Here is a 24251-nt window from a genome sequence, read left to right on the forward strand (position 1 = left end):
GAACAACTTTCAGGAAAGCCGGGCCCTACGCAGCGTGGATTCAGCGTGTTTCAGGATGGGTCCGTCCACCATTTTGCCCTTGTGCTGGAACACGCCGGTTCCAGCCGCAGCGGCAGCATCAAGCAGTTCCCGGGCCCCTGCGACTGCCTCCGGCGAGGGTGCATAGGCTTCGCGGACCACTGCGGCCTGGCTCGGGTGGATGCAGGCCTTGGCACCGAATCCGCTGGCTACGGCGTCGGCGGATTCCACAGCCAGACCGGCGAGGTCGGGAATGTCGACGTAGACCGCGTCGATGGCCTCCTTGCCCGCGGCTTTGGCGGCGAGCAGCACCGCGGAACGGGAGTGCGTTGCGACGGCGCGGTAGCCGCCGTCGTCCTTGCGGCTCGAGGCGCCGCCCATGGAGGCAATCAGGTCCTCGGCACCCCACATTAGTGCGACGACGTTGGGTGCCTGGGCGATCTCGCTCGCGTTGATAATTCCCTTGGCCGTCTCGCACAGGGCGATCACGTGGTAGCCCTCAAGTGCCTTCAGCTGTTCGACCGTCTCGGCCTTGGCCAGCATGACAGTGCGGTAAGGGGTGTGCGCGAGGCAGTGCAGGTCCTTCTCGAAGTCCGGGGTGCCCACCGGATTGACGCGCACAATCGTGCGGCTGGGGTCGAGTTCAGCGGTCTCCCCACCCGAGCCGAGCTGGGCGAGGATGGCGCCCCGGGCCCGTTTCTTGTCTGCGGGCGCGACGGCGTCCTCAAGGTCAACTATGACGGCGTCGGAACGCTCGGCGGCCTTTTGGAACCGTTCCGGACGGTCGGCTGGACAGAAAAGCAAAGCGGGGCCCATGGTGAAGGTCATGTATTGATTGTCCTCTGTTGCGCCTCCAGATGCGCGGTCCGGGTCCACATGAGGCACGCCCTCGTGGCCAAAGCCACCACCGTGCCGTCCTGGTTGCGCCCGGTGTGTTTCATGGTCACGACGCCCTGCCCGGGACGCGAGGACGACTCCCGTTTCCCGGCGACCACAGTCTCCGTGTAGAGGGTGTCACCATGGTAGAGCGGGTGCGGGAAAGACACGTCGGTAAGGCCCAGCTGGGCGATGATGGTGCCTTGGGTCAGTTGCGTCACGGACTGTCCCACCATGGTGGACAAGGTGAACATCGAGTTCATGAGCCTCTGCCCGAAGGGCTGCGTGGCGCTCCAGGCCGCGTCCAGGTGCAGGGCCTGGGTGTTCATCGTCAGCGTAGTGAACAGGACGTTGTCCGTTTCAGTGACTGTCCGCCCGGGCCTGTGGGCGTAGACAACACCTTCCTCAAGCTCCTCAAAGTACAGCCCGCGCTGTTCGATAATGCGCGGCTCGGGGACCCGGGACTCGGCGCCCGCGGTCATACAGTCAACTCCTGGTCCTCTTCGAAAAGCTCGACGCCGGTCGCGGCGGCCACGTCCTCGGCAGAGACATTCGGTGCCAACTCGCGCAGGACGAGCCTGGAGACTCCGCCCTCGGAGACGACATCGATCACGGCAAGGTCGGTGATGATCCGGTCCACGCAGCCCTTCCCCGTGACGGGCAACGAGCATTCCTTGACGATCTTGGGCTTGCCGTTGCGGTCCACGTGCTCCATCATGACGATCACCCGTTTGGCGCCGAAGACCAGATCCATGGCGCCGCCCATGCCCTTGACCATCTTGCCCGGGATCATCCAATTGGCCAGGTCCCCGTTGGCCGCGACTTCCATCGCGCCAAGCACTGCGACGTCCACATGTCCGCCGCGGATCATGCCGAACGAGGTAGCCGAGTCAAAGAACGCGGCGCCCGCATTGACGGTGACAGTTTCCTTGCCAGCGTTGATCAGATCGGGGTCAACGGCGTCCTCGGCCGGGTAGGGGCCGACGCCAAGGATCCCGTTCTCGGAATGCAGGATCACCTCGACCCCCTCGGGGATGTAGTTCGGAATCAGGGTGGGCATCCCGATCCCGAGGTTGACGTATTGCCCGTTGCTGAGTTCGCGGGCTACCCGGGCGGCCAGTTCGTTCCGCGTCCAGCCTTTGCCCTCGTGGTGTTCGGCACCGGCGCGGCGGTACTCGTGCCTGACGGCCTCGGGACGCGGCGGCACATCCTGGGTGATGTTCGATTCCATGGCTACGCTCCTGCCTGCTCGGTTGAGCCCGCAGACGCCGGGGTCAACGCGGACGCTGGGGTCAACGCGACGGTCCGCTTTTCGATGCGCTTCTCGGTGTCCGGTGCGAGCACAACCCGGTGGACGAAGATGCCCGGAGTATGGATATGTTGCGGATCGAGTTCGCCGGGTTCCACAAGCTCCTCGACCTCGGCGATGGTGATCCGGGCCGCCATGGCACACAGCGGATTGAAGTTCATGGCCGTCGCATGGAAGACGAGGTTCCCGTGCCGGTCGCCCTTCCAGGCGTGGACCAGTCCGAAATCGGGTGTCAGGGATTCCTCCAGGACATAGTCCGCGCCGTTGAAGGTGCGCACTTCCTTGGGTGAGGACGCGATCGCCACGTTGCCGTCGCCGTCGTACTTTTGCGGAAGGCCGCCTTCCGAGACCTGTGTCCCGACGCCGGCCGCCGTGAAGAACGCGGGAATGCCCGCGCCGCCGGCGCGCAGTTTCTCGGCCAGGGTGCCTTGCGGGGTGAGGACCACCTCAAGCTCGCCGGCAAGGTACTGCCGTGCGAACTCCTTGTTCTCACCGACATAGGAACTGATGGTCCGGCGGATACGCCCGTCCCTCAGCAGGATGCCCAGGCCCCAGTCGTCCACGCCGCAGTTGTTGCTGACTGTTTCAAGGTCCTTGGTGCCTTGATCGTGGAGCGCATCGATCAGCGCCACCGGGATACCGCACAAGCCGAACCCGCCGACGGCGAGAGAGGCGCCGTCGTGGATGTCCTTCACCGCTTCCGCGGCGCTGGCAACAACTTTGTCAATCATCGTTTACCTTCCCTGACGGTTAAAGGCCCAGCTCGCGGGCGATGAGCATCAACTGGACCTCGGTGGTGCCTTCCCCGACTTCCAGGATCTTGGAGTCGCGGTAGTGGCGTGCCACCGTGAATTCGTTGATGAAGCCATAGCCACCGAACACCTGGGTGGCGTCCCGTGCGTTGTCCATGGCTGCCTCGCCTGCGACCATCTTAGCGATGGCCGCTTCGGTCTTGAACGGCTTGCCGCCGAGCATCCTCGCGGCAGCGTCGTAGTAGGCCAGTCGCGCAGTGTGGGCCCGTGCCTGCATGCGGGCGATCTTGAACTGGATGGCCTGGTACTTGCCGATGTTCTGCCCAAAGGCCATGCGTTCCTTGGCGTATTTCACGGACAAGTCGACGCAGCCCTGGGCCGCACCGGTGGCGAGCGCGGCGATGGCGATCCGGCCTTCGTCCAGGATCGACAGGAAGTTCGCGTAACCCCGTCCCCGGACGCCGAGCAGGTTCTCTTCGGGTACCCGGACGTTGTTCAGTGTCAGCGGGTGGGTGTCGGAGGCGTTCCAGCCCACCTTGTTGTAGGCCTTTTCCGCGGTGAAACCGGGCGTGTCGGTGGGAACCAGGATGGTGGAGATTTCCTTCTTGATGCTCCCGTCCTTGCGTTCGTGCTGCCCGGTGACTGCGGTAACGGTGACGAGCCGGGTGATGTCGGTCCCGGAGTTGGTGATGAACTCCTTGTTGCCGTTGATGACCCAGTTTTTTGCGTCTCCGACGCCCTCCAGGTGGGCGTGCGTTTTGGTGCCTCCAGCGTCCGAGCCGGCTTCCGGCTCGGTCAGGCCGAAGCCTGCGAGCGCTTCGGCCGAGGTCAGCTGCGGCAGCCAGTGTTCCTTCTGCTCCTGGGTGCCGAAGCGGTACACCGGCATGGCGCCGAGCGAGACGCCCGCTTCGAGGGTGATCGCCACCGACTGGTCCACCCTGCCCAGCTGTTCCAGCGCGAGGGCGAGCGCGAAGTAGTCCCCGCCCATGCCGCCGAACTCTTCGGGGAAGGGCAGTCCGAAGAGGCCCATCTCGCCCATCTGCTTGACCACCTCGTACGGGAAGCTGTGTTCCTCGTCGTGCTTGGTGGACACCGGGGCCACTACCTCGTCGGCGAATTCCCGGACGGAGTCGCTCAGGTCCTGGTATTCCTCGGTGAGTTCAAAACTTGCCATGGCTAGACTTCCTCGTCTTTCTGGTTTTCTGCTGTAACTTCAGGGGCCGGTTCCGCTGTGGCTTCAGGGGCGGGTTCTGCCGCCACATGGATGGTGGCGAGGACTTGGTCGGCCTTGACGAGGTCCCCGGTCTTGCTGGCGAGGTGCACGGTGCCGGACACTGAGGCCACCAGCTGGTGTTCCATCTTCATTGCCTCCACGGAGAGGAGGACGTCGCCGGATTCCACGTGATCGCCGTTGTGCACCGAAACGGAAACGACGGTTCCCGGCATGGGAGACCGGACTTCGGGATCCGCCGCGCCTTCTTCGCGCTGGATGCCCGCGAGGATGCGTTGGAGCCGGGCCTCACGGTCCAGGATCTCCAGCCTGCAGGACCAGCCGTCGCTGCCCAGCCAAAGTTCCCGCACCTCACGCCCCGGAGACGGTGAGCCGTGCGCGAATTGGTGCTCAACGCCGTCGAGCACCAATACCGCATGCCCGGCGGATCCCGGTCGCAGGGCGGCAGAGTGCTCGACGCCGTTATCCACGCGCGCCGTGAAGCCGGGCCCGTCAACAGTCAGCCCCACGGTGGCCAGGCCGCCGTCGGGACGTCCGATGGTGGTCTTCCACGGAGCGGGGGCGCCGACGCGCCAGCCATCGGCGGTGTTCCAGGGGGCTGCCGCCCCGGCCGGAGCCGGTTCTGAACGTCCGAGCAGTTCTGAGCGGTTCAACATCGCTGCGGCGATCAGCTCGACGTCGGTCACTTGACGGAATTCCATCCCTTGCAGCTTGCGCTCGATCAGGCCGGTATCGAGGCGGCCCGCGCGGACGTCGTCGTCGTTGATCAGGAGCCGCAAGTACTCAACGTTCGTGTGCACGCCCAGCAGCGTGTAGTCCCCCAGTGCGTGGTCAAGGGTGTCCAGCGCGGCTTTGCGGTCCGGGCCCCAGGCAATGACCTTCGCGAGCATAGGATCGTAGTCGCCGGTGACGGACAGTCCGGGAAGCATGGCGGAGTCGACGCGGACGTGTGGATCGCTGCTTGCCCGTTCCCGGAGCGTCACGATCTCGCCGATGGATGGCATGAAACCGCGTTCGGGCACCTCCGCGTAGACGCGCGCCTCCACCGCGTGGCCGTCAAGCACGACGTCGGACTGCGCCACCGTGAGGACCTCACCTGCGGCGATGCGCACTTGCCATTCGACAAGGTCGACGCCCGTCACCATTTCCGTGACCGGGTGCTCCACCTGGAGGCGGGTGTTCATCTCCATGAAGAAGAAGTGCTCCGGGTCCTGGTCCGAGACGAGGAACTCGACCGTGCCCGCACCGCTGTACTTGACGCTCCGGGCAGCCTGGCAGGCGGCCTCGCCTATCCGGGCCCTGACCTCTGCCCCATTTGCCAGGGACTCCAGCAAGGGGGACGGTGCTTCCTCGATGACTTTCTGGTGGCGCCGCTGGAGCGAGCATTCGCGTTCGCCGAGGTGGATGACGTTGCCGTGGTTGTCGGCGAGGACCTGGACCTCGATGTGCCGGGGCGACTGGATGAGCCGCTCGAGGAACAGGGTGTCATCACCGAAGGCGCTCGCCGCCACGCGGCGGGCCGTCAGCAGCGTGGCCGCCATGTCCTCGGGCCGCTCCACGATGTGCATGCCCTTGCCGCCGCCCCCGGCCGAAGGCTTGATGAGCAGCGGGAAGCCGACGCCTGGCGCCGCCTCGATCAGGGCCTCGTCGCTCAACCCGGGTTCGGCGATGCCCGGAACACAGGGGACGCCGTAGGACATGACGTGGTTCTTGGACCGGATCTTGTCGCCCATGATCTCGATGGCGTCAATGCCCGGGCCGATGAACGCGATACCGGCGGCATCCAGGGCCTTGGCGAACTCCACGTTTTCGGCGAGGAACCCATAGCCCGGGTGGACGGCTTGGGCGCCGCTTTGCAGGCAAGCTTCGATGATCGCGTCAATCCGCAGATAACTGTCCGCCGCCGCGGCTGTGCCGATCCGGACGGCAGCGTCGGCTTCGCGCACGTGGCGGGCACCGGCGTCGGCGTCTGAATAGACCGCCACCGAACGGATGCCCATGGCCTTGAGGGTGCGGATCACGCGGCAGGCGATTTCGCCGCGGTTGGCGACAAGGACGGTGTCGAAGGAGTTGATTGTCATGGGGTCACATCCGGAAGAGGCCGAAGGAGGTTTCCGGCAGGGGTTGGCGGGAGACGACGTCCAGGGCCATGCCCAGCACGCGCCGGGTGTCTGCGGGGTCGATGATGCCGTCGTCCCAGAGCCGGGCGGTGGAGTAATACGGGCTGCCTTGGTCCTCGTACTGCTGTTTGATGGGAGCCTTGAAGGCTTCCTCGTCCTCGGCGGACCATTCCTCGCCGCGGGCCTCGTACTGGTCCCGTTTGACGGTGGCCAGCACGCTCGAGGCCTGGTTCCCGCCCATGACCGAAATCCGGGACGCCGGCCACATCCACAGGAAGCGCGGGGAGTAGGCCCGGCCGCACATCGAGTAGTTCCCGGCACCGAAGGAACCGCCGATCACCACAGTCAGTTTGGGCACGCGGGCGGTGGCCACGGCGGTGACCATCTTGGCGCCGTTCTTGGCGATGCCGCCGTGCTCGTAGTCCTTCCCGACCATGAAGCCCGAAAGGTTCTGCAGGAAGACCAGCGGGATGCCGCGCTGGTCGCACAGTTCAATGAAGTGCGCGCCCTTGAGCGCAGACTCGCTGAACAACACGCCGTTGTTGGCCACGATGCCCACCGGGTGGCCGTGCAGCTTCGCGAACCCGGTCACCAGGGTGGAACCGTAGTTCTTCTTGAACTCGTGGAACCTCGAGCCGTCCACGAGCCGGGCGATGACTTCGCGGACGTCGTATTGCGCATTGACGTCCGTGGGAACGGCGCCATAGATCTCGCCCGGCTCCACTACGGGCTCGACGGTGGTGTCCACGTCCCACGCCGGGGCGGCCGGCTTGGGCAGGGTGGAGACGATATCGCGGACAATCTGCAGGGCATGCTCGTCGTTTTCGGCCAAGTGGTCCGTCACACCGGAAATCCTTGAGTGGACGTCCCCGCCGCCGAGTTCCTCGGCCGTGACGATCTCCCCGATGGCCGCCTTCACCAGGGGTGGCCCGCCCAGGAAGATGGTGCCCTGGTTGCGGACAATCACGGTCTCATCGCTCATGGCAGGAACGTAGGCCCCGCCGGCCGTGCAGGACCCCATGACCGAGGCGATCTGCGGGATCTTCGCCGCGGACATCTTCGCCTGGTTGAAGAAGATCCGGCCAAAGTGCTCCTTGTCCGGGAACACTTCGTCCTGCTTGGGCAGGAACGCTCCCCCGGAATCCACGAGGTAGACGCACGGCAGCCGGTTCTCCAAGGCGATTTCCTGGGCCCGGAGGTGCTTCTTCACCGTCATGGGGTAATACGTCCCGCCCTTGACCGTGGCGTCGTTGGAAACCACCATCACCTGGCGGCCATGGACGAGGCCGATGCCCGCAATCACCCCGGCACCCGGCGAGTCATCGTTGTACATCCCGTTGGCCGCCAGCGGGGCGATCTCCAGGAACGGGCTTCCCTCGTCCAGCAAATAGTTGATGCGCTCGCGCGGCAACAACTTGCCCCGCTCAAGATGGCGCTGACGGGACTTTTCCGGGCCGCCCAGGGCCGCCACGGCAAGGCGCTTCTTCAGCTCGTGCACGAGTGACAGCTGCGCTTCCGCGTTGGCCGCGAACTGCTCGCTGCTGGTATCCAGCTGGCTGGCGAGTGTCTCCATCGACTGTGTCCCATCCCGGCCCAAGGCCATCTCAGTTAGTACCGCATAACTGGAATTTAGGTTAGTCTCTATTAACTGTGTTGTCCATCACCTCCGCACCGGGCCCATCCCGGTATCGGCGCTGAACTGGACGCGTGCAAAAGGAGGAATTGTGGTCACCTTCCAGCGGAGCTCCCAGCAGGACGGCCCAAGCCCGCGGAGTCCCAAGCTAGACGCCCCGACCCAAAGAAGCCAAGCCAAGGAAACGCGGCGCAAGGCCCTCCTGACCGCCGCAGCCGGGTTGTTCGCCGCGGACGGTTTCAACCGCGTGTCCCTTGAGGACCTGGGCGCCGCGGCGGGAGTCAGCGGCCCGGCGGTGTACCGGCATTTCCCGGGAAAGCAGGCCGTGCTGGCCGAGCTGCTGTTGAGCGTGAGCCGGAATCTGCTCGACGGCGGCCGCACCGTGGCGTCCGAGGCCCCCGACGCCGAAGCTGCCTTGCGCGGACTGGTGGAGTTCCATGTGGACTTCGCCCTCAGCAATCCCGATGTCATCCGGGTCCAGGACCGCGATTTCAGCAACCTCAGCGACTCCGACCAGGCCGAAGTCCGCACCCTGCAGCGCAACTACGTGGAACTGTGGGTGGGAGTGCTCAGCGAACTGCACCCCGACACGGATCCTGCCGAGCTACGGGTCCGCGCCCACGCAGCCTTCGGCCTCATCAACTCGACTCCCCACTCGGTCCGGCACCACGGACGACGCATGGCCGTGAAAAGCGCCCGGCCGATCCTCGAACGCATGGCACTGGCGGCCTTGACGGTGCGCTAGCTGGCCAGTTCGACGCCCGCTCACCAATGTGCGCTCCACGGCCAACCCCCGGGACTGTCCTTTGTATACGTGAGCGAGCGTCCCCCAGAAACACGACATACGTGAGCGAGCGTCCCCCAGAAACACGACATACGTGAGCGAGCGTCCCCCAGAAACACGACATACGTGAGCGAGCGTCGTCGGAAAGCCCCCTCTAGATCATCGTCATGACGGTTGCAGGGTCGGACAGGATCGCGCCCAAATCGGCCAGGAATTTCGAGCCTTGTTCGCCGTCCACCAGCCGGTGGTCGAAGGACAGGCTCAGGGACATCACCTGGCGCACCGCTAGTTCGTCGTTGTGAACCCAAGGAGCTTTGCGCACCGATCCCAGCGCCACGATGGCTGCCTCGCCCGGATTCAGGATGGGGGTTCCGGCGTCGATCCCGAACACGCCGATGTTCGTAATCGAGATGGTCCCGCCCATCAGGTCTGCCGGGGAGGTCTTGCCTGATCGTGCCGTGTCCGTGAGTTCGGACAGAGCCGCGGACAGTTCCAGCAGCGTCATCTTGTCCGCGTCTTTGATGTTGGGAACAGTCAGGCCCCGGGGCGTGGCTGCCGCGATACCCAGGTTCACGTAGTTGAACTGCACGATCTCCTGCGCAGCTTCGTCCCAGCGGGAGTTCAGCGTCGGGTTCCTGCGCAGGGCTATCAACACCGCCTTCGCGGCGATGGTCAACGGCGTGAGCTTGTACCCGGCAAACTCGCGACTGGCCTTGAGCCGCGTCAGCAGTTCCATGGTGGGCGTGACATCGATGGTCAGGAACTCCGTCACGTGCGGCGCCGTGAATGCGCTTTGCACCATGGCAGCGGCCGTGAACTTGCGGACTCCCTTGATGGGGGTGCGCGTCTCGCGTTCAGCGGAAACCCCGACGGCGGGCGCGGCGGCGGGCGCGGTCTCGGAAACGGAGACCGGTGCCTGGGACCCGGCCGCGAACTCCTGGACGTCCGAGCGGGTGATGAGCCCTCCTGGTCCGGTTCCCTCGACCAGTTCGAGGTCGATTCCAAGATCCCGTGCCAGTTTGCGGACCGGAGGCGTGGACCGTGGACGCTCGTGCTCCACTGCCGGACCGCTTGGAACCGCGGGCGGTGCGATGGTTTCGACAGCGCGAACGGGTTCGACGGCGGGAACGGGTTCCCGGACCGGTTCGCGTCCGGGGGCGCCGGCAAACATCCGCTGGCGCCGCGCCGGGCGTCCGGATTTGTCGACGACGGCGCCATAGCCTACGAGGTTCGGTTCGCGTTTTGCCGCTGACTCCGCCGGGCTTTCCGTGGAGGCGACCTCACTGGAGGCGACCTCGTCGGAACCGGCAACAGCGGAAGGCGGGGCTCCGGCGTCGTCGACTTCGAACGAGACGATCGGCTTGCCGACCTCGACAACCGAACCGGCCTGTTCGTGCAAAGCGGCGACGGTTCCCGCGAAGGGCGAAGGCAACTCAACCACGGCCTTGGCCGTCTCGACCTCGGCAATGACCTGGTTCAAGGTCACGGTGTCCCCCACCGCAACCTTCCAGCTGAGAATTTCCGACTCAGTGAGTCCCTCGCCGAGGTCGGGCAGCCTGAATTCCTTGATCATGATGGCGCTCATCCTTCCAGCCCGCTCAGGGAGTTGCCGCGGCCCAGTGCCCGGTCCACGCCGTCGAGGATCCTGTCCAGATCCGGCAGGTGGTGCATCTCGAGCTTTGAGTACGGGTACGGGATGTCGAATCCCGTGATCCGGACGGGCGCCGATTCGAGGTAGTTGAAGCAGCGCTCGGTGATGCTGGCGGCGATTTCGGCACCGAGTCCGCCGGACTGCGCAGCCTCATGGGTGACGACAAGCCTGCCGGTCTTGCGGACGGATGCTTCCACTGCCTGGAAGTCGATCGGGGCCAGCGAGCGCAGGTCGATTACCTCCACGGAGACTCCTTCGTCGGCGGCGGCCATGGCTGCGTCGTTCGCGGTTTTCACGAGCGGGCCGTACGCCACCAAGGTGACGTCGCTGCCTGGTGTGACCACCCTGGCCTTCTCCATGGACAGCGCCGTGGAAAGATCTGCCGTCTCATCCACTTCGCCCTTGTCGTGGTAGCGGCGCTTTGGCTCGAAGTACAGCACCGGATCGTCCGAGGCGATGGCCTGCTGGATCATGGTGTAGGCATCCTGCGGGTTGGAGACGCTGATGACGCGGAGGCCCGAGGTGTGGGTGAAGTAGGCTTCCGGGGACTCGGAGTGGTGCTCGGGTGAACCGATTCCGCCGCCGAAGGGAACCCGGATGGTGATGGGCATCTTGACGCGGCCCTGTGTCCGGTAGTGCATCTTGGCTACCTGGCTGACGATCTGGTCGAAAGCCGGGTAGATGAAGCCATCGAATTGGATTTCGCAGACCGGCCGGTAGCCGCGGTAGGCCAATCCGACGGCGGTGCCGATAATCGCGGATTCGGCCAAGGGGGTGTCAACGACCCGGTGTTTGCCGAAGTCCTTCTGCAGGCCGTCGGTGACCCGGAAGACGCCGCCGAGCGCTCCAATGTCCTCACCCATGAGGACAACTTTGGGATCGTTTTCGAGGGACTTGCGCAGGCCGGCGTTGATGGCGCGGGCGAAGGTCAGCTTGCTCATCAGAGTGCACCTTCCTGGGTTGATCCGCTGAAGCTTTCCAGATAGCGGGAGTAGTGGTCCTTCTGGCGTTCGATCCAGGAGTTGGGCGTGCTGTACACGTGCTTGAAGAGGTCAAGCGGCGCGGGATCGGGCATGTTGATGACTCCTGCCCGCAGGCTCCTTGCCACCTCGTCCGCTTTGGCCTGGGTCTTGGCTTCGACCTCTTCCGTCAGGAGGCCCTTGGTGCGAAGCAGCGCCTTGAGCCGGGCAATCGGGTCCTTTGCAGCCCAGTCCTCAAGCTCATTGGCGTCGCGGTAGCGTGTGGGATCATCCGCCGTCGTGTGCGGGCCCATGCGATAGGTCACCGCTTCAATGAACGTAGGTCCGCCGCCCTTGCGGGCCCGGTCCAGCGCAATACGGGTGACGGCCAAAACAGCCAGGACGTCGTTCCCGTCCACCCGCATGCTGGGGATCCCGAAGCCGGAAGCACGGTCGGCGATCTGGATGTGGGACTGAATCCGGACGGGTTCGGAGATGGCCCAGTGGTTGTTCTGGCAGATGAATACCACGGGCACCTGGAAGCTCGCCGCAAAGACCATTGCCTCGTTGACATCGCCTTCGCTCGTGGCGCCGTCGCCGAAGAATGCAACTGCGACTGAGTCTGCTCCGTCGTGCTGGATGCCCATGGCGTAGCCGGTTGCGTGCAGCGATTGCGAACCGATGATGATCTGCTGGGTGGCAATGTTGTGACGGTACGGGTCCCAACCGGACGAAGCGTTGCCGCGCCAGGCCCGGACCAAGTCCGTTGGTTCCACACCGCGGCAGTAGGCAACGCCGTTGTCCCGGTAGCTCGGGAAGACAAAGTCGTCGTCCCGGAGGGCCCGGCCCGCACCGATCTGCGATGCTTCCTGGCCTAGCAGCGGCGGCCACAAGGCGAGCTCGCCCTGACGCTGCAAGGCGGTGGCCTCGGCGTCGATACGGCGGATGACCATCATGTCCTCATACAGCGAGCACAGTTGCTCGTCCGTGACATCGCTGACCCAGAGATCGAACTCCGGGTGGCTGATGCGTTCCCCTTCCGGGGAAACCAATTGGACCAGATCCCCGCCGGTCCGACGCGGGCTTGCTGCACTGATTCCGGGATTCGAAGCCTTGTAGGCGTCCTGGCCGGGTTCGTCCGTCAACACAGTTGATCGCACCTTTCAGCTCGTGCTCGCAGGCCCTTGGAGGGACTTGTGATCCACCCGCGGGCCAGCATCCGGGCGTCGTCGCCTAGATTAATTGTGACCCTACTCACAATGCTCATTGGGTACAACCACCGTTGAAAATTCTGCGCATTCTGCCCTATCTGGGTGGCCTTCACCGTGCTAACGTTGCGCATTATGCAAGCTTTAGATGGCACCGACACGCGCCTGCTTTCAGCCATGGCGAAGGACCCCCGCGGCACGGTTGTCGCCCTGGCGCAGAAGCTGGGACTATCGCGGAATACGGTCCAGGCGCGGATGGCCCAACTGGAGAAGAAGCATGCGTTTCTCTCCTTCGAACGGCGCATCAACCCTGCAGCCCTCGGCTATCCCCTCATGGCGTTCATCTCGGTGCATGTGCAGCAGCAAAAGCTTGGGCAGCTTGCCTTGGACCTCGCCGAAATCCCGGAAATCCTGGAGGGGTACGGCCTGACCGGATCAGCTGACCTGCTGCTGCGGGTGGTTGCGCTCGACGCCGAGGATTTGTTCCGGATCAACGGCAAGATCCTTGCGTGCGACGGAGTGGAACGAACGGACACCGCCATGTCCATGGGCGAGTTGATTCCCTTCCGGGTGCAGCCGTTGTTGAACCGCAACACCAAGACGGCCCTCCGCACCGGCTGAGCCGGACAAGCTGGAAAATATTCGCCCCATCGCACCCATCCATACTCCTTGGTGGTCCGAATATCTGGTTGAGAGCCCCGTCCGGGGTTTCAACCACAGGCCGGATACTAAACCGGCCATACCGGAAGGTTTGGACCATGCGCACTTCGCCCAACCGCCTGATCGCCACCATCTTTGGAGCCGTCTACCTGCTCGTGGGTGTCGTTGGATTCTTCGTCACCTCGGGAATTGGATTCTTCGCCACCGAGGGTGCCAATCTGATCATCTTTGCGGTAAACCCCCTGCACAACATCATCCACCTCGCCATCGGCGCCGCCCTGCTCTACTCGGGCATGAACAGCACGGCGTTGTCCAAGACCGTCAACACCACCGTCGGCGCCGTCTACTTGCTTGTCGGCATCCTCGGACTGTTCCTCGTGGGCTCCGCCCTGAACATCATCGCCCTTAACGGCGCGGACAACGTCCTGCACCTGGCCAGCGCAGTGGTGCTTCTCGGCATCGGTCTCTCGCAGGACAAGGTTCGGGCCACCACCGCCAGGGCCCACGTCTAGAAGACCTCGAAACCGGAAGGAGCCGTCCGTGTCAGCTCAAGCAGCGACGTCCGTGGGACCAACCGCCGGGGCCTCCCTGACCTTGTTTTCGTGTTTCGCCGGAATGGGGGCCGGGCTCGTGGAGCTTTCCATCGCATCGAGCTACCTTTCGGGCCGGGGAAACCTTATGTGGGCGGGCGGCGTCTTCGCGGCCTGGGGCCTGGCGCTGCTCGCCAGCTCGATTGCCAGCCTCCAACGGGGGCGGCTCCGGTTCCGTAAGCCAACAACCCTCGCCCTCCTCGCGGCCGTGCTGGTCCACCTTGGATTCCTGGTTGCCGGCGTGGCCCAAAGAGTGCTCGACGGCGGGCACCTGGCGGCTCTTTTCCTCGTCCTGATGGCCCTGGGATCCTCTGCCTGGCTCGCCCGCAGGTACCGCGACGACGGCGGAGCCGCCTCGGCTCCCCCACGGGCGGGTGCGCTTTTGGGGGCTGCCTTCGCCGCCGCCGTCGTCGTCGCGGCAATTACGACGCCGGGGCTCGCCGCCTCGGTGGCCGGAGCGCACGCCGTCCCGCATGGAGAGCACTCTCTGCCGGGCGGCCATAACCACTGAGACCTCCCTGCCCGGCAACAGCGATCCCTCCCGCACTGGATGCGGGAGGGATCGCTGTGTTGAACCGGTGCGCTTAGTGGTTCACCGCTTTCTCGGCTCCTACGCCGGTCAGGGAACGGACTTCCATCTCGGCCTGCTTCGCCGTGTCTTCGCGCCGCTTGTCCACCACGGTTCCGAGCCAGCCAAGCAGGAAAGCGAATGGAATGGACACGATTCCCGGGTTGCTCAACGGGAAGACCGCGAAGTTGGCACCCGGGATCATTGACGTCTTGGCACCGGAAACAACGGGCGACAAGGCAATGAGGACGATGGCAGCCGTCAGTCCGCCGTACATGCTCCAAATGGCACCCTGGGTGGTGAACTTCTTCCAGAACAGGGAGTAGACGATGGTCGGCAGATTCGCTGACGCCGCCACCGCGAAGGCGAGCGCGACGAGGAAGGCTACGTTCTGGCCATTGGCGAAAATACCGCCAAGGATCGCAAGAATCCCGATGACCACCACAGTGCGCCGGGCCACCTTGACCTCGGTCCCGGCGTCGGCCTTGCCCTTGGAAATGACGTTCGCATAGATATCGTGTGCGAACGACGCCGCAGCCGTGATGGTCAGGCCGGCGACCACCGCAAGGATGGTGGCGAATGCGACTGCCGAGATGAAGCCCAGCAGCAACGGGCCGCCCAGGTGGAAGGCGAGGAGCGGTGCAGCGGAGTTCACCCCGCCGGGGGCCGACTTGATGGTGTCGGCTCCCACGAGGGCTGCCGCGCCGTAGCCGAGGACCAGGGTGAACAGGTAGAACAACCCGATCAGCCAAATGGACCAGACCACCGATTTGCGGGCTTCCTTCGCCGTGGGCACCGTGTAGAAGCGCATCAGCACGTGCGGCAGGGCGGCCGTGCCGAGGACGAGTGCCAACCCCAGGGACAGGAAGTCCAGCTTGGAGGTCTCGGTCTTGCCGTACTGCAAGCCGGGGTTCAGCACGTTGGGGTTCTTTGCTGAGTCCGCGGCAGCACCCAACAGGTTCGACAGGTTGAAGCCGTAGATGGACAGCACCCAGAGTGTCATGACTGCCGCACCGCAGATGAGCAGCACCGCTTTGATGATCTGGACCCACGTGGTGCCCTTCATTCCTCCGATCAGCACGTACAGGATCATGAGGGCGCCGACGACGACGATCACCAGGGCTTGTCCGCCCCAGTCGCTGATGCCCAGGAGCAAGGAGATGAGGCTTCCGGCGCCGGCCATCTGTGCCAGCAGGTAGAAGAAGCAGACGGCCAAAGTGGAGAGGGCCGCGGCGATCCGCACCGGGCGCTGGCGCAGCCGGAAGGAAAGCACATCGGCCATGGTGAACTTGCCCGTGTTGCGCAGCAGTTCGGCGACAAGCAGCAGCGCCACAAGCCATGCGACGAGGAACCCGATGGAGTACAGGAAGCCGTCGTAGCCGTTGACAGCGATTGCCCCGGTGATCCCGAGGAAGGAAGCTGCGGAGAGGTAGTCTCCGGCAATGGCAGTGCCGTTCTGCGAACCGGTGAACGAACGCCCGGCGGCATAGTAGTCGGCGGCCGTTTTGTTGTTCCGGCTGGCCCGGAAAACGATCACCATGGTGACCAGGACGAACAGGGCGAAGATGCCCATGTTCAACAGCGTGGTGTCCTTAAGGGCGGCGACGTTGACCATCGGGACCATGGCGCTCATTTCGCAGTCCCCCTCACCGTGCTGCCCTTGTCGAACTCATGGCCCTCGATCTCATTACGGATTTCCGCGGCGATCGGGTCCAGTTTCCGGTTGGAGTAGTGAACGTACCAGGCCGTAATTCCGAAGGTTGAGACGAACTGCAGCAGGCCCAGGACCAGGCCGACGTTGATGTTGCCCCACAGCTTGGTGGACATGAAGCCCACCGCGTAGTCGGCCAGCAGGACATATGCGAAATACCAAAGCAGGAATGCGATGGCCATTGGAAAGACAAAACTACGGTGGCGCTTGCGGAGCTCCTGAAACTGCCCCGTTTGCTGGACTTCCTGGAAATCCACGGACGCCGCTGCGTCCGGTGTCTGGGCCTCGTTACCCATGGCTTCCTCCTGTTGTGGGGTGCCTACATCGACCACGCGCTCCGGGTCGATGTGACTGGAATCACTATCTGCCAGGCTGCTGCGCCACTTCCAGATTCGCCGGCATAGGCGTCGCCCAGTGGACGCATTGCTGCGCCGAACGGCGGGTTCGCTAGTCTTGCTCCATGCCGGATTCCCCGCTCGTCACTGCCGCCGCCATCGCGGTCATCGTGCTTGCCGTGGCGGTCGTCGTCGGTGTCGGCCTCAAGGTGATCCGTTCCTTCCGCGAGTTGGGAACCGACGCCGAGAGGGCCACGTACCAGACGCTGCACGCGGCGTCGCGCGCGGGACAGCACCTGCGCACCGGGCTCCACGCGGCGGGAGCGGCCAAGGCGAGCAAGCAATTGCGTTCCTTGCTTGGCTGCGACGCCCTGGCGATCACGGACACCGAGTCCGTCCTGGCATGGGACGGCGCAGCAGAAGAACTCAAAGCCGTGCTGATGGAGCTCGCCGCGGGAGTTCTCTCCGACGGCCGGACCGTGGTTGTCCCGGCTTCGCACGCGCTGAACGCCGTTGTCGCGCCGATCAGGGCCGGAAACCGCGTGGTGGGAGCCGTCGCGGCCTTCGCCCCGCAAACCGGTGCCGGGTTGGTCCGGGCGACAAGCGAGCTGGCCGACTGGGTTGCCGTGCAAGTGGAGTTGGCCGAACTCGACGCTTCCCGCACCTTGCTCATGGAGGCCGAGGTCCGGGCCCTGCGCGCACAAATCAGTCCACACTTCATCTACAACTCGCTCAACGCCATTGCCTCGTTCATCAACACCGACCCCGCCCGGGCAAGGGAGTTGGTGGTCGAGTTCGCGGATTTCACCCGGTATTCCTTCCGCCGCCACGGCAATTTCACCACCTTGGCGGAGGAACTTCGGAGCATCGACCGCTACTTGCTGTTGGAGAAGGCACGCTTCGGAGACCGGGTGCAGGTGAGCCTCAGGATCGCGCCCGAAGTCCTGAGCACGGTGATTCCTTTCCTGAGCCTGCAGCCGCTCGTGGAGAACGCCGTGCGCCATGGGCTTGAAGCGAAGGAGGGACCGGGGCACATCACGATCTGTGCCAACGACTCCGGGGCCTTCGCGGAGGTCACCATCGAGGACGACGGCGTGGGCATCGATCCGGAACACCTGCGCTCGGTCCTCGCGGGGCATGCCGACGGAGACCACGTTGGACTGCGGAATGTCGATGCCCGCCTGCGGCAGGTCTACGGGGACGAACACGGCCTCGTCATCGAGACCGCGCCGGGCGAAGGCACCTTGATCACCATGCGCGTGCCCAAGTCCCAGCCGAGCCATGATGCCTGAGGCTAATCTATAACCATGATCAACGTACTCGTCGCCGACGACGAGCTCCCCGCCGTTGAAGAGCTCGCCTTCCTGCTGGGTCGGGACGAGCGCATCGGTGCCATCCACCGTGCAGCCTCGGGCGCCGAGGCCCTCAGCGCCCTCGAAACGGAATCCGTGGACGCGGTCTTCCTGGACATCCATATGCCCGCACTTTCCGGGTTGGACATCGCCCGCGCCATCTCGCGCAGCCCCCGCCCTCCCGCCGTCGTCTTCGTCACCGCCGACGAAGACTGTGCGCTCGAGGCGTTCGAACTGGCCGCCGTCGACTACCTGCTCAAGCCGGTGCGCGCCGAACGCCTGGCGCGTTCCATCAGCCGCATCAGCGAGCTCATCAAGGACGGCAGCAAGGTGCCGGAGATGATCACGGTTGACCAAGGCGGAACAACCAGGATGATCCGCAGGGACGACGTCAGCTACGTCCAGGCCCAGGGAGACTACGCCCGGCTGCACACAGCGGAGGCGAGCTACCTGATCCGGGTACCCCTGAGCGATCTCGAACAGCAGTGGGCGGGAGCCGGATTCATCCGTATCCACCGTTCATATCTGATGTCCCTCAACCACGTGGGGCACATGAAACTCGCGGCGGCACGGCCAAGTGTCACGGTGGCCGGAGCCGAACTGCCGATCAGCCGCAGGCACCTTCCGGCCGTGCGGGACAAGCTCGAGGCCACCCGGATCCGGCCGCAAGGATGACCCGCGTCAGGGTCACGGCCCCGCAGTCAGCTGCCCGGATAGCCCCGAAGCGTCCATACCATTCGCGCGAAGCTGCCGAGGACTCGGACGTCGGGCAGGTCTTCGTCCGGTCTCTCATCCGTTCGCAGCTGCGCCTGGCTGTGGTTGTGGCTTCGGGATTCCTGCTGGTGCTCGCCGCCTACGGCTCCATGGTGGCGCTGGTGCCCCAGCTCGCGCAAATGCGGATTCTGGGCATCCCGGTAAATTGGATCATCCTCGGAGCGGCGCTTTATCCCGTGATCGGCCTGAGCGCATGGCTGTACAACCGCTCCGCGGCAAGGAACGAAGCCCGCTATCGCGATCTTGTGGAGGAGAAATGAATCCCGCCGTCGGGCTCGCCGCTTTTCTGGGTGTGGCGCTCGCGACGGCGGCGATCGGCTTCTACGGTCTGCGCATTTCGCGCACCACGGGCGACTTTTACGTGGCATCCCGCACTGTCCGCCCGTGGTGGAATGCCTCGGCGATCGGCGGCGAATACCTGTCGGCCGCGAGTTTCCTGGGCGTCGCGGGGCTGATCCTGTTGACCGGAACGGACGCACTGTGGTTCCCCGTGGGCTACACGGCGGGCTACCTGATGCTGCTGCTGTTCGTGGCCGCCCCCTTGCGCCGATCGGGTGCCTACACGATTCCGGACTTCACGGAGGCCAGGCTCGAGTCGAAAGCCGTCCGCCGGGTGACGAGCCTTGTTGTGGTTGCTGTCGGGTGGCTCTACATCGTGCCGCAGCTTCAGGGCGCCGGGCTCACGATCCGGATCAGCACGGGATTGCCTTCCTGGGTGGGCTCCGTCGCCGTCGTCGCGGTGGTCTGCGTGACGGTAGTGGCCGGCGGGATGCGCTCCATCACTTTCGTCCAGGCTTTCCAATACTGGCTCAAATTGACGGCATTGGCCGTTCCTGTGGTGTTCCTGCTGCTGAACCAGGCGGGCGGCGGCTCAGCCGTCCTGGCGGAGGCATCCAGCAATCCCACGGGCCTCCCCGCGGCCGGCCTTTACCAGACTGTCTCGCTCCTGGTGGCATTGCTTTTCGGAACACTGGGACTGCCCCACGTCCTTGTCCGCTTCTACACCAATCCGGACGGCCAATCGGCCCGCCGGACCACCCTTATCGTGCTGGGCCTGTTGTCGGTCTTCTATTTGTTCCCGACGGCATCCGGCCTCCTCGGGCGGGTCTTCGCGCCTGAGCTTGCGCGCAACGGACGCCCCGATGCCCTGGTCCTGCTGCTCCCGGGAAAGCTGCTGGGTGGAGTGCCCGGCGATCTGCTGTCGGCGTTGGTCGTTGCCGGTGCGTTTGCGGCCTTCCTCTCGACGACGTCGGGACTTGTGGTTTCGCTGGCCGGCGTCATCAGCCAGGACCTTCTTGGTGGCAGCGTGCGCGGATTCCGGATGGCCGCCCTCCTGGCTGCCGCCGTCCCCCTGGCCTTTGCATTCACGACGGATTCCATGGCCTTGGCCGGCAGTGTCGGGCTGGTGTTCGCTTTCACCGCGTCCACCATTTGTCCGGTCCTGGTGCTGGGCATTTGGTGGCGCGGCCTGAGCGACGCGGGAGCGATTGCCGGCATGCTGACGGGAGCCGTCCTGTGCGGGGGTGCGCTTGTATCAAGCACGATCATCGGTTCAGCCGCACCCGGATGGATTGCCCAGCCCGCGGCCTGGACGGTGCCGGCGGCCTTTGCCGTGATGGTGCTGGTCTCGCGAGCCACGAAACACCGTGTCCCCGGGACGGTGACCCGGCTGATGACCAGGCTTCATGTCCCGGAACGGCCGGTGGCCACGGAGCGCCAGCTCCGCTAGTCGATCGCCGCCATGAGCTCGACGACCCGGTCGAGGAAGGCGTCAACCTGCGCCTCTTCGTAGCCGTCGCGCCCGCGGGCCTCGGAGAAAGTGGCCCGGCGGACGTTGTCGACGCTCAGCGGTTTATCGTTCTCCAGGTAACCGATCAAGGAGACGCACAAGGCGTCGACCTCGGCGATGTTGTAGCTGCGCGCACGCTTCTTGTCCGGCCGGCGGAAACGTTCGCCGTCAGGCCGGTGCAAACGGCCGCGCAAGACTCCGGAGAGTTTGCCGATCTTCAGCAACCAGGCTTCCTCGCCTTCGGCCGCTATCAGCTCGTCGCGTTCACGCCGGGCAAAGGCATCTTCGAGGCGGTCCAATGCGGCGTCCACAGCGGTGGCGTCGTAGCCGCCCTTGACAGGGTCAAACGAAACCGCGCGGACATCGCTGCTGCCGATTTTCTCCGATGCCTCGGCCCGGTTTTCAAACGACTTCCGGGCGCGCTGGAAAAACTCGTCCACTTGCCTTGCGTTGTAGCCATACTTGCTGTGCGCCACGCGCTCAAATGCTGCGGGGATCTGGCGACGAATGTCCACTGCCACTGCTTTCCTTCTGGGTGGTTGTCAGGCGCCGCTCAACAGCGCGAAAAGAATATATGCTGCAGGGGCCGCGAAGACGATCGAGTCGAGGCGGTCCATGACCCCGCCATGACCGGGCAGGATGCTGCTCATGTCTTTGACGCCAAGTTCCCGTTTGACCATGGATTCCGCGAGGTCACCGGCGGTAGCGGCGGCCACCATGCCTACCGCAAGCACCACGCCGACCCACCACGGCCTGCCCAGGACGAAGATGCTGGCGAGGATCCCGATGACCATGGCACCTGCCACCGAGCCGGCGAACCCTTCCCAGGTCTTTTTGGGGCTGATCTTGGGAGCCATCGGATGCTTGCCGAAGAGCGCCCCGACGAGGTACCCGAAAGTATCGTTGGACACTACCAGCAGCAACATCACCGCAATCTGCCAGGCACCCGCCGGAACCTGCCCATCAGGCCAGGGACCCGCCGTCGTCGCTCCCCCGCCTGTATGGAGAGGCAGGATGGCAAAGCTGATCAGGAAAGGCACCCACGCAAGCGTGAAGATTCCGGAGAAGACACTGCGCGGAGCTCCGGGAGCGCTTTCAAGGGAACGCCAGAGCAGGACGGCGGTGCTGCTCAGCACCATCGCGAAGAGCAGGCTTTCGGTGCCACCGAAGTAAGCCGCCAGCGGCATCGCCACGGTACCGGTCAACACGGGGACGATCGGCATCCTGGTGCCCTGGGCCTCGAGCGCACGGAAAATTTCCCAGACGCCGAGGACGGCAAACGCGGTGGTCAGGAGAACGAACCCCAGCGGAAGGAACAGCAGCCCGCCGAGAACGGCAAAGAGCATGGCGAGCCCGACGCCGATGGCGGCCGGAAGATTCCGGCCGGCCTTGGGCGTCGGGTTGCCTCGTTGGCGTCTGGCGCGTGTGGGAATTCCCTGCAAGGGCGCCGGCTCAGCCTCGCTCATCAGACCTCGAGCAGCTCGGCTTCCTTGCGCTTGAGGAGCTCGTCAATACCATCGACGTGTGCCTTGGTGATGGCGTCGAGCTCCTTCTCGCCGCGGGCGCCTTCGTCTTCTCCGGCTTCGCCGTCCTTGACGAGCTTGTCCAGCGAATCCTTGGCCTTGCGACGGATGCTTCGGATGGTGACCTTTGCGTCCTCACCCTTGCCCTTGACGATCTTGACGTATTCCTTGCGGCGTTCCTGGGTGAGCTCCGGGATGGTGATCCGGATGACGTTGCCGTCATTGGACGGATTGGCGCCGACCTCGGAGTCGCTCAGGGCCCTCTCGATGTCGCGCATCGCCGTCTTGTCATAGGGCGTGATGAGGATGGTCCTGGCGTCCGGAATCGCGAAGGAAGCCAGTTGCTGCAGCGGTGTGGGGGTGCCGTAGTATTCCACGATCACCTTGCTGTACAGCCCGGGGTTCGCACGACCGGTACGGATCGTCGCGAAATCCTCCTTGGCTACCTCGACCGCCTTGTCCATCTTTTCCCCGGCTTCGAGCAAGGTTTCTTCGATCACGGTTTCTCCTCAGAAATAGTCGCGCCCCGGTCCACGGGCCGCAATGCACAATAAATTTCCGCCCCTGAGGGCGGAAGAGTCCTAGAAATATCCTAGCCCTTGCTAGGGGGTGACCATCGTGCCCAGCTTTTCGCCGAGAATGGCCCGGGTGACGTTCCCTTCGCCTTCCATGCCGAAGACGACCATGGACAAATCGTTGTCCTTGCACATGGTCATGGCGGTCTGGTCCATGACGCGGATATCGCGGCGCAGGGCCTCGTCGTAGCTGAGCCGTTCGAGCTTCTCAGCGGTGGGATCCTTCTTGGGATCCGCGGTGTATACACCGTCCACGCCGCTCTTTGCCATGAGCACGACGTCGGCGTGCACTTCGAGTGCACGCTGGGCGGCCACAGTGTCTGTGGAAAAGTACGGAAGGCCTGCGCCCGCACCGAAGATGACCACGCGGCCCTTCTCCATATGGCGGATGGCACGGCGCGGAATGTAGGCCTCGGCTACCTGGCCCATGGTGATGGCGCTCTGCACGCGGGTCTCGACGCCGGCTTGTTCCAGGAAATCCTGGAGGGCCAGGCAGTTCATGACAGTGCCGAGCATTCCCATGTAGTCGGCGCGGGAGCGGTCCATGCCGCTCTGGGACAGTTCGGCGCCGCGGAAGAAGTTACCGCCGCCGACGACGATTGCCACCTCGACCTCGGAAACAGCGGCGGCGATTTGCTTGGCGATGGCGCGGACGGTTTCCGGGTCCACTCCAAGCTTTCCGCCGCCGATGACCTCGCCGGACAGCTTCAGCAGTACACGACGACGGGTCTTCTCCGGATGGAGTGCAGTGTTCTCGGTTTCCATGGTGCCTTCCCGTTTGTGGACTCTGGCTAGATTATCTTGCTGGGGGCCGGGCAGAAAGCTGCCGGCTGTAGATGCAGTCGGTGCGGGCCTGCCGTTGCATGCAAAAGGGGCGGCCACCGAAGTGACCACCCCTTTTGTATGTCTGACTAGTTTCCGACGCGGAAACGGGCAACAGCAGTTGCCTTGACGCCGGCCTCTTCGAGGACCTGTGCAACGGTCTTCTTGGAGTCCTTGGCGAATGCCTGGTCCAAGAGAACTTCGCCCTTGTAGAAGCCCGTCACGCGTCCTTCGACGATCTTGGCGAGAGCGGCTTCCGGCTTGCCTTCAGCCTTGGCGGTCTCTTCGGCGATGCGGCGCTCGGATTCGACCAGTTCGGCCGGGACATCTTCGCGGCTCAGGTAGTTCGGGGCCATGGCTGCAACGTGGACAGCGACGTCGTGGGCTGCGGTAGCAGCGGCGTCGCCCTCGCCGTCAACGGCGAACAGGACGCCGACCTGGGCCGGGAGGTCCTTGGAGGTCTTGTGCAGGTAAGCGTCAACCGTGCCGCCTTCAATGCGCGCAATACGGCGGACAACAACCTTTTCGCCAAGAACGGCGCCTTCTTCGACGACAACCTCGGAAAGGGGCTTACCGTCGACGTCGATGGCCAGCAGGGTCTCGAGGTCGGCAGCGCCGGACTCGACGGCGACAGCCAGGACCTTGTCGGCCAGCTGGATGAACTTGTCAGCCTTGGCGACGAAGTCGGTCTCGCAGTTGACCTCGATCATTACGCCAACGCCGCCGGTGACCTTGGCTGCAACCAGGCCTTCGGCGGTGGAGCGGCCTTCGCGCTTGGTAGCGCCCTTGAGGCCCTTGATGCGGATGATCTCGATGGCCTTCTCGGCGTCGCCGTTGGCCTCGTCAAGAGCCTTCTTGACGTCCATCATGCCGGCGCCGGTGCGCTCGCGCAGGGCCTTGATGTCAGCAGCAGTGTAGTTCGCCATGTGAACCCCTCTGTCTAGAAATTTATGTGTTTACGGACTGACAGGACGGCAGCCACCTGGTGGGCCGCCATCCTGTCAGTAGCTC

At 64.5% G+C, this 24251-nt stretch carries 25 protein-coding genes; 8 read left to right on the forward strand and 17 right to left on the reverse strand.

Annotation, left to right across the window (positions count from 1 at the left end):
• Positions 1 to 9 precede the first annotated feature (9 nt).
• Genes AB0323_RS05895 through AB0323_RS05925 form a run of 7 tightly spaced genes read right to left on the reverse strand, consistent with a single transcriptional unit; the run spans position 10 to position 7879 of the window.
• Positions 10 to 846, reverse strand: coding sequence for a CoA ester lyase (locus AB0323_RS05895; protein WP_366176490.1), 837 nt, complete (start codon positions 844 to 846; stop codon positions 10 to 12).
• Positions 843 to 1376: a MaoC family dehydratase gene (locus AB0323_RS05900; protein ID WP_366176491.1), complete on the reverse strand. Its 534-nt coding sequence runs from the start codon at positions 1374 to 1376 to the stop codon at positions 843 to 845. Before AB0323_RS05900 ends, AB0323_RS05895 begins: the two co-directional genes overlap by 4 nt.
• Positions 1373 to 2125, reverse strand: coding sequence for a CoA transferase subunit B (locus tag AB0323_RS05905; RefSeq protein WP_366176492.1), 753 nt, complete (start codon positions 2123 to 2125; stop codon positions 1373 to 1375). Before AB0323_RS05905 ends, AB0323_RS05900 begins: the two co-directional genes overlap by 4 nt.
• Before the next feature lie 2 nt (positions 2126 to 2127).
• Positions 2128 to 2934, reverse strand: a complete 807-nt coding sequence (locus AB0323_RS05910) for a CoA transferase subunit A (protein ID WP_366176493.1) — start codon at positions 2932 to 2934, stop codon at positions 2128 to 2130.
• A 19-nt stretch (positions 2935 to 2953) separates the two neighbouring features.
• Positions 2954 to 4129: an acyl-CoA dehydrogenase family protein gene (locus tag AB0323_RS05915; RefSeq protein WP_366176494.1), complete on the reverse strand. Its 1176-nt coding sequence runs from the start codon at positions 4127 to 4129 to the stop codon at positions 2954 to 2956.
• A 2-nt stretch (positions 4130 to 4131) separates the two neighbouring features.
• Positions 4132 to 6267 (reverse strand): biotin carboxylase N-terminal domain-containing protein, encoded by a 2136-nt coding sequence (locus AB0323_RS05920; protein WP_366176495.1) that lies wholly within the window; start codon positions 6265 to 6267, stop codon positions 4132 to 4134.
• Positions 6268 to 6271: 4 nt separating this feature from the next.
• Complete coding sequence (locus AB0323_RS05925) at positions 6272 to 7879, reverse strand: carboxyl transferase domain-containing protein (protein ID WP_366176496.1); 1608 nt, start codon at positions 7877 to 7879, stop codon at positions 6272 to 6274.
• Between the two features lie 151 nt (positions 7880 to 8030).
• On the opposite strand from AB0323_RS05925, the gene AB0323_RS05930 reads away from it, so the two are divergent.
• The gene (locus tag AB0323_RS05930; RefSeq protein ID WP_366176497.1) at positions 8031 to 8684 is read left to right on the forward strand and encodes a TetR/AcrR family transcriptional regulator; all 654 of its coding nucleotides are present in this window, start codon (positions 8031 to 8033) and stop codon (positions 8682 to 8684) included.
• 193 nt (positions 8685 to 8877) lie between these two features.
• On the opposite strand, the gene AB0323_RS05935 is transcribed toward AB0323_RS05930, so the two are convergent.
• From AB0323_RS05935 to pdhA, 3 genes are read right to left on the reverse strand one after another with little or no spacing between them, the layout of a single operon-like run.
• Positions 8878 to 10308 (reverse strand): dihydrolipoamide acetyltransferase family protein, encoded by a 1431-nt coding sequence (locus AB0323_RS05935; protein WP_366176498.1) that lies wholly within the window; start codon positions 10306 to 10308, stop codon positions 8878 to 8880.
• Positions 10305 to 11315: an alpha-ketoacid dehydrogenase subunit beta gene (locus AB0323_RS05940; protein ID WP_366176499.1), complete on the reverse strand. Its 1011-nt coding sequence runs from the start codon at positions 11313 to 11315 to the stop codon at positions 10305 to 10307. Before AB0323_RS05940 ends, AB0323_RS05935 begins: the two co-directional genes overlap by 4 nt.
• On the reverse strand, positions 11315 to 12430 hold the full coding sequence (pdhA, locus tag AB0323_RS05945) for a pyruvate dehydrogenase (acetyl-transferring) E1 component subunit alpha (protein ID WP_366176577.1): 1116 nt from the start codon (positions 12428 to 12430) through the stop codon (positions 11315 to 11317). Before pdhA ends, AB0323_RS05940 begins: the two co-directional genes overlap by 1 nt.
• A 246-nt stretch (positions 12431 to 12676) precedes the next feature.
• Here pdhA and AB0323_RS05950 point away from each other — a divergent pair, with 246 nt between their 5' ends.
• The 3 genes from AB0323_RS05950 (at position 12677) to AB0323_RS05960 (ending at position 14302) form a co-directional block, all read left to right on the forward strand.
• Positions 12677 to 13162: an Lrp/AsnC family transcriptional regulator gene (locus AB0323_RS05950; protein WP_234753072.1), complete on the forward strand. Its 486-nt coding sequence runs from the start codon at positions 12677 to 12679 to the stop codon at positions 13160 to 13162.
• Between the two features lie 137 nt (positions 13163 to 13299).
• On the forward strand, positions 13300 to 13713 hold the full coding sequence (locus AB0323_RS05955) for a DUF4383 domain-containing protein (protein WP_366176500.1): 414 nt from the start codon (positions 13300 to 13302) through the stop codon (positions 13711 to 13713).
• 28 nt (positions 13714 to 13741) lie between these two features.
• Positions 13742 to 14302, forward strand: coding sequence for a hypothetical protein (locus tag AB0323_RS05960; protein ID WP_366176501.1), 561 nt, complete (start codon positions 13742 to 13744; stop codon positions 14300 to 14302).
• A 73-nt stretch (positions 14303 to 14375) separates the two neighbouring features.
• Here AB0323_RS05960 and AB0323_RS05965 read toward each other — a convergent pair whose 3' ends face one another.
• Together AB0323_RS05965 and AB0323_RS05970 are read right to left on the reverse strand one after the other, a co-directional pair.
• The gene (locus tag AB0323_RS05965) at positions 14376 to 15992 is read right to left on the reverse strand and encodes a cation acetate symporter (protein ID WP_366176502.1); all 1617 of its coding nucleotides are present in this window, start codon (positions 15990 to 15992) and stop codon (positions 14376 to 14378) included.
• Entirely contained in the window at positions 15989 to 16366 is a 378-nt protein-coding gene (locus tag AB0323_RS05970) for a DUF485 domain-containing protein (protein ID WP_366176503.1), read from the reverse strand. Before AB0323_RS05970 ends, AB0323_RS05965 begins: the two co-directional genes overlap by 4 nt.
• Positions 16367 to 16530: 164 nt before the next feature.
• Here AB0323_RS05970 and AB0323_RS05975 point away from each other — a divergent pair, with 164 nt between their 5' ends.
• Genes AB0323_RS05975 through AB0323_RS05990 form a run of 4 tightly spaced genes read left to right on the forward strand, consistent with a single transcriptional unit; the run spans position 16531 to position 20260 of the window.
• Positions 16531 to 17697, forward strand: a complete 1167-nt coding sequence (locus AB0323_RS05975) for a histidine kinase (RefSeq protein WP_366176504.1) — start codon at positions 16531 to 16533, stop codon at positions 17695 to 17697.
• Positions 17698 to 17712: 15 nt separating this feature from the next.
• Positions 17713 to 18432, forward strand: coding sequence for a LytTR family DNA-binding domain-containing protein (locus AB0323_RS05980; protein WP_284983986.1), 720 nt, complete (start codon positions 17713 to 17715; stop codon positions 18430 to 18432).
• Positions 18429 to 18791: a hypothetical protein gene (locus AB0323_RS05985; protein WP_234753064.1), complete on the forward strand. Its 363-nt coding sequence runs from the start codon at positions 18429 to 18431 to the stop codon at positions 18789 to 18791. The genes AB0323_RS05980 and AB0323_RS05985 overlap by 4 nt, the downstream gene beginning before the upstream one ends.
• Complete coding sequence (locus AB0323_RS05990) at positions 18788 to 20260, forward strand: cation acetate symporter (RefSeq protein WP_366176505.1); 1473 nt, start codon at positions 18788 to 18790, stop codon at positions 20258 to 20260. The genes AB0323_RS05985 and AB0323_RS05990 overlap by 4 nt, the downstream gene beginning before the upstream one ends.
• Here the strand turns inward: AB0323_RS05990 and AB0323_RS05995 are convergent.
• From AB0323_RS05995 to tsf, 5 genes are all read right to left on the reverse strand, one after another.
• Entirely contained in the window at positions 20257 to 20841 is a 585-nt protein-coding gene (locus tag AB0323_RS05995) for a DivIVA domain-containing protein (RefSeq protein WP_364531886.1), read from the reverse strand. The two genes, AB0323_RS05990 and AB0323_RS05995, sit on opposite strands and share 4 nt — an antisense overlap.
• 21 nt (positions 20842 to 20862) lie before the next feature.
• Positions 20863 to 21786, reverse strand: a complete 924-nt coding sequence (locus tag AB0323_RS06000; protein WP_366176506.1) for a phosphatidate cytidylyltransferase — start codon at positions 21784 to 21786, stop codon at positions 20863 to 20865.
• Positions 21786 to 22343: a ribosome recycling factor gene (gene frr / locus AB0323_RS06005; protein WP_364531892.1), complete on the reverse strand. Its 558-nt coding sequence runs from the start codon at positions 22341 to 22343 to the stop codon at positions 21786 to 21788. The genes AB0323_RS06000 and frr overlap by 1 nt, the downstream gene beginning before the upstream one ends.
• Positions 22344 to 22445: 102 nt before the next feature.
• Complete coding sequence (gene pyrH, locus AB0323_RS06010) at positions 22446 to 23183, reverse strand: UMP kinase (RefSeq protein WP_364531895.1); 738 nt, start codon at positions 23181 to 23183, stop codon at positions 22446 to 22448.
• A gap of 146 nt (positions 23184 to 23329) precedes the next feature.
• A complete protein-coding gene (gene tsf, locus AB0323_RS06015; protein ID WP_364531898.1) occupies positions 23330 to 24166 on the reverse strand; it encodes a translation elongation factor Ts in 837 nt (278 codons plus the stop codon).
• Positions 24167 to 24251: the final 85 nt, after the last annotated feature.

Source organism: Arthrobacter sp. NPDC080031 (assembly GCF_040702485.1).
In the GTDB taxonomy this organism is placed as follows: domain Bacteria; phylum Actinomycetota; class Actinomycetes; order Actinomycetales; family Micrococcaceae; genus Arthrobacter.

Excerpts from the sequence above, each read along its gene's own strand:
- AB0323_RS05895 (WP_366176490.1), bottom strand. The coding sequence starts at position 846 with ATGACCTTCACCATGGGCCCCGCTTTGCTTTTCTGTCCAGCCGACCGT.
- AB0323_RS05900 (WP_366176491.1), bottom strand. The coding sequence starts at position 1,376 with ATGACCGCGGGCGCCGAGTCCCGGGTCCCCGAGCCGCGCATTATCGAA.
- AB0323_RS05905 (WP_366176492.1), bottom strand. The coding sequence starts at position 2,125 with ATGGAATCGAACATCACCCAGGATGTGCCGCCGCGTCCCGAGGCCGTC.
- AB0323_RS05910 (WP_366176493.1), bottom strand. The coding sequence starts at position 2,934 with ATGATTGACAAAGTTGTTGCCAGCGCCGCGGAAGCGGTGAAGGACATC.
- AB0323_RS05915 (WP_366176494.1), bottom strand. The coding sequence starts at position 4,129 with ATGGCAAGTTTTGAACTCACCGAGGAATACCAGGACCTGAGCGACTCC.
- AB0323_RS05920 (WP_366176495.1), bottom strand. The coding sequence starts at position 6,267 with ATGACAATCAACTCCTTCGACACCGTCCTTGTCGCCAACCGCGGCGAA.
- AB0323_RS05925 (WP_366176496.1), bottom strand. The coding sequence starts at position 7,879 with ATGGAGACACTCGCCAGCCAGCTGGATACCAGCAGCGAGCAGTTCGCG.
- AB0323_RS05935 (WP_366176498.1), bottom strand. The coding sequence starts at position 10,308 with ATGAGCGCCATCATGATCAAGGAATTCAGGCTGCCCGACCTCGGCGAG.
- AB0323_RS05940 (WP_366176499.1), bottom strand. The coding sequence starts at position 11,315 with ATGAGCAAGCTGACCTTCGCCCGCGCCATCAACGCCGGCCTGCGCAAG.
- AB0323_RS05950 (WP_234753072.1), top strand. The coding sequence starts at position 12,677 with ATGCAAGCTTTAGATGGCACCGACACGCGCCTGCTTTCAGCCATGGCG.
- AB0323_RS05955 (WP_366176500.1), top strand. The coding sequence starts at position 13,300 with ATGCGCACTTCGCCCAACCGCCTGATCGCCACCATCTTTGGAGCCGTC.
- AB0323_RS05965 (WP_366176502.1), bottom strand. The coding sequence starts at position 15,992 with ATGAGCGCCATGGTCCCGATGGTCAACGTCGCCGCCCTTAAGGACACC.
- AB0323_RS05970 (WP_366176503.1), bottom strand. The coding sequence starts at position 16,366 with ATGGGTAACGAGGCCCAGACACCGGACGCAGCGGCGTCCGTGGATTTC.
- AB0323_RS05975 (WP_366176504.1), top strand. The coding sequence starts at position 16,531 with ATGCCGGATTCCCCGCTCGTCACTGCCGCCGCCATCGCGGTCATCGTG.
- AB0323_RS05980 (WP_284983986.1), top strand. The coding sequence starts at position 17,713 with ATGATCAACGTACTCGTCGCCGACGACGAGCTCCCCGCCGTTGAAGAG.
- AB0323_RS05985 (WP_234753064.1), top strand. The coding sequence starts at position 18,429 with ATGACCCGCGTCAGGGTCACGGCCCCGCAGTCAGCTGCCCGGATAGCC.
- AB0323_RS05990 (WP_366176505.1), top strand. The coding sequence starts at position 18,788 with ATGAATCCCGCCGTCGGGCTCGCCGCTTTTCTGGGTGTGGCGCTCGCG.
- AB0323_RS06000 (WP_366176506.1), bottom strand. The coding sequence starts at position 21,786 with ATGAGCGAGGCTGAGCCGGCGCCCTTGCAGGGAATTCCCACACGCGCC.
- pyrH (WP_364531895.1), bottom strand. The coding sequence starts at position 23,183 with ATGGAAACCGAGAACACTGCACTCCATCCGGAGAAGACCCGTCGTCGT.
- tsf (WP_364531898.1), bottom strand. The coding sequence starts at position 24,166 with ATGGCGAACTACACTGCTGCTGACATCAAGGCCCTGCGCGAGCGCACC.